We start from the raw sequence: 5,976 nt of genomic DNA, 5'->3' as shown, positions 1-5,976 counted from the left end.
TCGTAAAGCTGAGGAAGCACGTAAGGCCGCTGAGGCTAAGGCTCGTTTTGAAGCGCAACGAGCAGCAGAAAAAGCGGCGCTAGAAGCTAAGCGCGCCGAAGAAGAACGATTAGCAGCGGAAGCAAAAGCTCGTTTAGAAGCACAACGTAAAGCAGAACAAGATGCACTAGAAGCTAGACGTGCTGAAGAAGCTCGTAAAGCGGCAGAAGCAAAAGCTGCTTTAGAAGCACAACGTGCAGCGGAACAAGCAGCTCTTGAAGCTAAACGTCAAGAAGATGCTCGTAGAGCGGCAGAGGCTAAAGCGGCCTTAGAAGCACAGCGAATTGAAGCGGCTAGAAAAGCAGAAGAAGCCCGCCGTGCCGAGGAAGCTCGTAGAGCCGAAGAAGCGCGAATTGAAGCAGCACGCAAGGCAGAGGAAGCTCGCTTAGCTGCAGAAGCTCGTAAGGCAGAGCAAGAACGTCTTGCAGCAGAACGAGCTGAAGCAGAACGTCAAGCCGCAGAGGCTCGCCGTATTGCTGAGGAACGATACCAAGCGCATCTTGAAGCGGAACGCAAGGCAGAAGCAGCTCGTCAACAAGCGTTGGCGCAAGCTGAAATCGAACGTAAAGCAAAAGAACGTGCTGAAGCAATTCAACGTGTTAAAGAGCAACAAGAAAATGCTCGTCGTCGAGCAGAGCTTGCTCGTCAACAAATTGAAGCGGAACGTAAAGCAGCTCAAGCGGCTAAGACAGGACCTTCCTTCAGTGAACTTGATGACGTCCACGAAGATACTCCTTCCGTAACGATTCCGAATGCTGTATCTATTGATGAATTGACTAAACCAAGACCGACTGCATCTCAAAATACACGTCGTCGTGATCAACGACAACCTCAAATGCCACAAAATCAGCAATATGTGCAAGTGAACCCGATGCCGACGGAGCAACCAGTTCTAGCTCCATATGCACCACAAAATGAACAGCAAAATGAAGAAGAGAATCCTCCGAGAATTTATCCTTTAGGATAATATGTTTAACTTAAATCGATAAATTTTTTAAGTTAGATTAGTCTATTGTGAGGGGTTAAAAGCTGTTTAAATATAGAGAGGACAAGCAATTTTATGTGCTTGTCCTCTTTTTAAAATCCTTATGAATTTTGCGTTTTACATTGACTTTCACAGGTAGATTAAGTACAATAAAAAAAGAAAATGCGTATATGGTACGAGAGACCATTGCATAATACAATACCTTTTAATTTAGTCCAGAGAGGCTGAAAAAGGAATATAGTTGAAGCGCCCATAAGGGCTTCTTTGTGCAAACTATTTGACCTTTTGCCCTGGGCAAAAGGTCTTTTTTGTTACGTGAGTTAGGAGGAAATCATGGGACAAGTTAGCCTAAAAGGCAAACATTTATTAGGTTTGCAAAATGTGTCACCTGAAGAAATCAAATTGATTTTAAATGTGGCAAAGAAAATGAAGAACATCGTACTTTCTGATGACAAGAAGGTTCCACTTTTGAAGGGGAAATCTATTATTAACCTCTTCATGGAGCCAAGTACTCGTACCCGTAGTTCCTTTGAGTTAGCCGGTAAATATTTAGGGGCTGACGTTATCAATCTTTCTCCAAGTGGCTCTTCCATGGGTAAAGGTGAAAGCTTCCGCGATACATTGCTTACAATGTCCTACATGGGCACAGATGCTATCGTAATGCGCCACAGTGCAGAAGGTGCACCTTTATATGCTACTAAAGCAGTTGATCCTATTATCATCAACGCAGGTGATGGCGCTCATGAGCATCCAACACAAGCTTTGCTAGATATGTACTCTATTTTAGAGAAAAAAGAATCCCTTGAAGGCTTAAAAGTAGTTATCATCGGCGATATCATGCATAGCCGTGTAGCAAGATCTAACATCTACGGCCTTACTAAAATGGGTGCTGATGTACATCTAGCTGGTCCTCGTACAATGGTATATCCAGAACTTGAAAAACTAGGTGTTACTGTACATCACGATATTCGTGAAGCAGTTGCTAATGCAGATGTAGTAAACGTACTTCGCATTCAATTAGAACGTATTCACTCTGCACTATATCCTACAAATAGAGAATATGCACGAATCTTTGGTATCAATAACGAAGTATTGAAATTAGCTAAAGACGACGTAATGGTAATGCATCCAGGTCCAATGAACCGCGGCCTTGAAATTGCGCCAGATGTAGCGTATTCTGATCAATCAGTAATCCAAGAACAAGTACGCAATGGCGTAGCTGTACGTATGGCTGTATTGTACTTAACTATTATCGGAGGTGACGGTAGTGAGCTTGCTTATTAAAAATGGTACGGTAGTAAATCCGGCGAAAAAACAAAACGAAGTAGCAGACGTTCTCGTAAAAGATGGTAAAATTGCAGCCATCGGTCAAAATTTAAGTGCAGACGGCGTTGAAGTATATGATGCGACAGGTCTTATCGTAGCACCTGGTCTAATCGATATTCATACGCATTTGCGTGAACCAGGCCAAGAAGCGAAAGAAGACTTCCACTCTGGTACACAGGCAGCTGCAGCAGGTGGCTTCACACGCGTTGTAACTATGGCTAATACAAATCCTGTAGTAGATAATGCGATGTTAGTAAGAGGTTTACAACGACAAGCAGAGCTTACAGGTGTAGTTAAAGTAGAATTCATCGGCGCTGTATCTAAAGGCCTAGAAGGTAAAGAGCTTGCTGAATTAGGCGATATGGCTGAAGCTGGTGTAGTAGCTTTCTCCGATGATGGTCACTATGTAGAAAATGCCGCTTTCATGCGTCGCGCTTTAGAATATTCCTCCATGTTCAATAAAATGGTTATCGACCATGCGGAAGATATTACATTGACTAAAAATGGTCATATGCACGAAGGCATTGTATCTTATGAGCTCGGTGTTTCTGGTCGTCCAGCCGTAGCCGAAGATTTGGCTGTAGCGCGTGATATCTTATTGTCTGAAATGACTGGTGGTCATATCCATATTGCTCACGTAAGTAGTAAAAATACAGTAGATATGGTACGTCGTGCGAAGGCTAAAGGCCTTAATGTAACTTGCGAAGTTACAAGCCAACATTTATCCTTCACTGATGAATATTTACGCGAATATAACCCAGCTTTCAAAATGGCTCCTCCAATTCGCTCCGAAGATCATCGTCAAGCTTTGTTAGAAGGTTTGAAAGATGGTACAATCGATGCAATTATCACAGACCATGCACCTCATGCGTTTGAAGAAAAAGACCACGAGTTCTGCTGTGCACCAAATGGCTTCAGCGGTCTTGAAACATCTTTGGCAGCAGTTATTACTAATGCCTATGGTCCAGATAAATTAAGTATTGACCAAGTTGTGTACTATATGAGTACTCGTCCAGCTGAATTGATGCGCCTCGATGCAGGTGTTCTTGAAGTTGGTAAACCAGCGGATATTACAGTATTCTCTACAACTGAGGAATGGACTGTAGACCGCAATAAATTCTATACAAAAGGTAAGGTAAGCCCGTTCGATGGCATGACTGTTAAAGGTAAAGCAAAACTTACAGTCGTTAATGGCGAAGTCGTTATGAAGGAGGGCGAAGTCTTACGATGAAAGGCGAAGGCTTCCAATTGCGTCGCCTTGCCGTAGAAATGGGGACATCTTGCTTAACAAGTCTCGATACAGCACGCGAAGTATTGCGCGTTGTAGCAAATCGTAAAAATAATGCAAATTACACTGTAGAAGCGTTACAGGATTTTGAATTGGAGTAATAACCATGAGTGGCTATGTAGAACAGGGCGAAGTCGTTCGCAATGAGCAAATAGGCTCTGATGTGTGGATAATGGATATCCACGCACCAAAACAAGCAGCAGAAGCAAAGGTAGGACAGTTTTGTAATGTTCGCGTAGCGGACTCTACGGCACCATTATTGCGCCGTCCTATCAGCTATGCCGGCTTTGATACAGAAAAGGGGACGATTACCCTTTTGTATCGTGTCGTAGGTAAAGGGACTGAGATTATGACTCGCCTTGTTCCTGGCGATACTCTAGATTGTTTAGGTCCTTTGGGTGAACCATTTGTAACATCTAAGAATATGCTTCTCGTTGGTGGTGGTGTAGGTATTGCACCAATGCTATGTATCGCATCCCATTTGAAAGAAGGGGAAGAAGCACAAGTTATTCTCGGTTTTAGAAATGAAAGTGAAACCTTCTGGGCAGACTTATTTAAAGATACGCCTGTTACAGTGCATATCACTACTGATGATGGTAGCGTAGGTACAAAAGGTTTCCCTACGGCCATCATGCCTGAGCTGATTAATGCTAATGCTTTCACATCTGTTATGACTTGTGGTCCAACACCGATGATGAAAGGCGTAGCTCAAGTAGCTAAGGATCTTAATGTACCATGCCAAGTATCTCTTGAAGAGCGCATGGGCTGTGGTACAGGAGGTTGCTTAGGTTGTGGTTGTGATGGCGCAGAAGGTAAACGCTATAAAGTTTGTAAAGATGGTCCTGTATTCCCAGCTGAGGAGGTGTTCTTTTAATGAGTGAACGCGATTTAAATAACACCGTTACGCCAAATCCAAAGTTAGCTATCGATTATTGCGGTATTAAGATGAAAAATCCTATTATCGCTGCGTCTGGCACCTTTTGTAATGGCCCTGAATATGCAGGCTACCTTGATTTGAGCAATGAAGTAGGTGCCATCTCTGTAAAAGGTTTGACTCCAAAAGGTCGTCATGGTAACCGCGGTACTCGCATTGCAGAAACACCATCTGGTGTTTTGAATTGTATCGGTCTTGAAAATCCTGGGGCGGAATATTTTGTTACAGATATTTTGCCAGATTTAAAGAAATATGATGTACCATTACTTGCTAATATGTCCGCAGGCACCATTGAAGAATTTGCGTGGATGGCTGAGACTTTATCTGTAGATGGTATTGCAGGTTTAGAGGTTAACGTATCTTGTCCAAATGTAGAGTGTGAAGGTATGGCTTTTGGTGTAGATCCAAAGGTAGTAGAACAAGTAACTAAAGCAGTTCGCAAAGTTACTAATAAACCTGTTATTGTAAAACTTTCACCAAATGTAACAGACATTGTGGAAATTGCAAAGGCTGTAGAAGCCGGTGGTGGTGATGGGGTCAGTCTCATTAATACCATCCTCGGTATGGCCATAGATATCCATCGTCGTAAACCTGTATTGGGGAATATTTATGGCGGTTTATCTGGTCCAGCTGTAAAACCAGTAGCACTTCGCATGGTACATCAAGTGTATAAAGGGGTTAATATTCCTATTATGGGCCTTGGTGGAATTATGACTGGTACTGATGCTATTGAATTCATGATGGCTGGTGCTCAAGCCGTTCAAGTTGGGGTAGCTACAATGGTAGATCCAACAGCAATTTCACGTATTGCCCGTGAAATGAGCGCATATGTAGAACAATATAATTTAAATAGCATCACTGATATCGTAGGTGCTGTTCATAAAGCTTAACACATCATAACCTTGGTAAGGCTTAAGCAACCATAATCCATACCCTATAAGGCTATGATACAAAAAGACCTAGTACGAAATGTACTAGGTCTTTTCTTATGTATTGTATTGGCATCTAAAACCAAATAGGTACCAATCGTATGAACTGTTGATGTCATAATGGTAAATGTATCATTTGAACTATACATAGGCTTTGTAGAAATCGATAAATTGCTGTGCTACAGGAGATAAAGCGTGTCCTTTAAGCGTGATAAAGGCTTTTTTAAAGTCCCCTGAGAATTCTGGCAATTTGATGCGGGCCATCTTACGATGGTTAATTAACTCTTTTGCATCCATTGGTACTAATGATACGGTGCGTCCCGAAGAAGCCCATTCAATAGCAGAGCTTTTGGTTGTAGTTATGGCCACTGCATTGAGTTGTTCCATATCTGTTAAGCTAGATTGCATGATCATTCGTACGGAACCACCAGAGAGAGATAGAGGACATTATTTGATGTCTTCCCAAGTGATGGTA

The 5,976-nt window shown here is 42.5% G+C and carries 5 protein-coding genes and 2 pseudogenes; 6 read left to right on the top strand and 1 reads right to left on the bottom strand.

Features of this window, described 5'->3' with window-relative positions; all coding sequences use genetic code 11:
* From Q0F90_RS06515 to Q0F90_RS06490, 6 genes and pseudogenes are all read left to right on the top strand, one after another.
* Positions 1–1,006, top strand: a pseudogene (locus Q0F90_RS06515) (ATPase); the annotation flags it as partial.
* A gap of 351 nt (positions 1,007–1,357) precedes the next feature.
* Positions 1,358–2,308, top strand: a complete 951-nt coding sequence (locus tag Q0F90_RS06510) for an aspartate carbamoyltransferase catalytic subunit (RefSeq protein ID WP_296004255.1) — start codon at positions 1,358–1,360, stop codon at positions 2,306–2,308.
* Positions 2,292–3,581, top strand: coding sequence for a dihydroorotase (locus Q0F90_RS06505; protein ID WP_296004254.1), 1,290 nt, complete (start codon positions 2,292–2,294; stop codon positions 3,579–3,581). Before Q0F90_RS06510 ends, Q0F90_RS06505 begins: the two co-directional genes overlap by 17 nt.
* Positions 3,578–3,739, top strand: a complete 162-nt coding sequence (locus Q0F90_RS06500) for a hypothetical protein (RefSeq protein ID WP_296004253.1) — start codon at positions 3,578–3,580, stop codon at positions 3,737–3,739. Before Q0F90_RS06505 ends, Q0F90_RS06500 begins: the two co-directional genes overlap by 4 nt.
* 5 nt (positions 3,740–3,744) lie before the next feature.
* Positions 3,745–4,512 (top strand): dihydroorotate dehydrogenase electron transfer subunit, encoded by a 768-nt coding sequence (locus tag Q0F90_RS06495; protein WP_296004252.1) that lies wholly within the window; start codon positions 3,745–3,747, stop codon positions 4,510–4,512.
* Positions 4,512–5,462, top strand: coding sequence for a dihydroorotate dehydrogenase (locus Q0F90_RS06490; protein ID WP_296004251.1), 951 nt, complete (start codon positions 4,512–4,514; stop codon positions 5,460–5,462). The genes Q0F90_RS06495 and Q0F90_RS06490 overlap by 1 nt, the downstream gene beginning before the upstream one ends.
* 180 nt (positions 5,463–5,642) lie before the next feature.
* On the opposite strand, the pseudogene Q0F90_RS06485 reads toward Q0F90_RS06490, so the two are convergent.
* Positions 5,643–5,976: pseudogene (locus tag Q0F90_RS06485) on the bottom strand (LysR substrate-binding domain-containing protein); the annotation flags it as partial.

This window comes from uncultured Veillonella sp., assembly GCF_934190855.1.
Taxonomy (GTDB): domain Bacteria; phylum Bacillota; class Negativicutes; order Veillonellales; family Veillonellaceae; genus Veillonella.
Note: the sequence above shows the minus strand (reverse complement) of the source record. Positions and strands in the feature narration are given on the sequence as shown.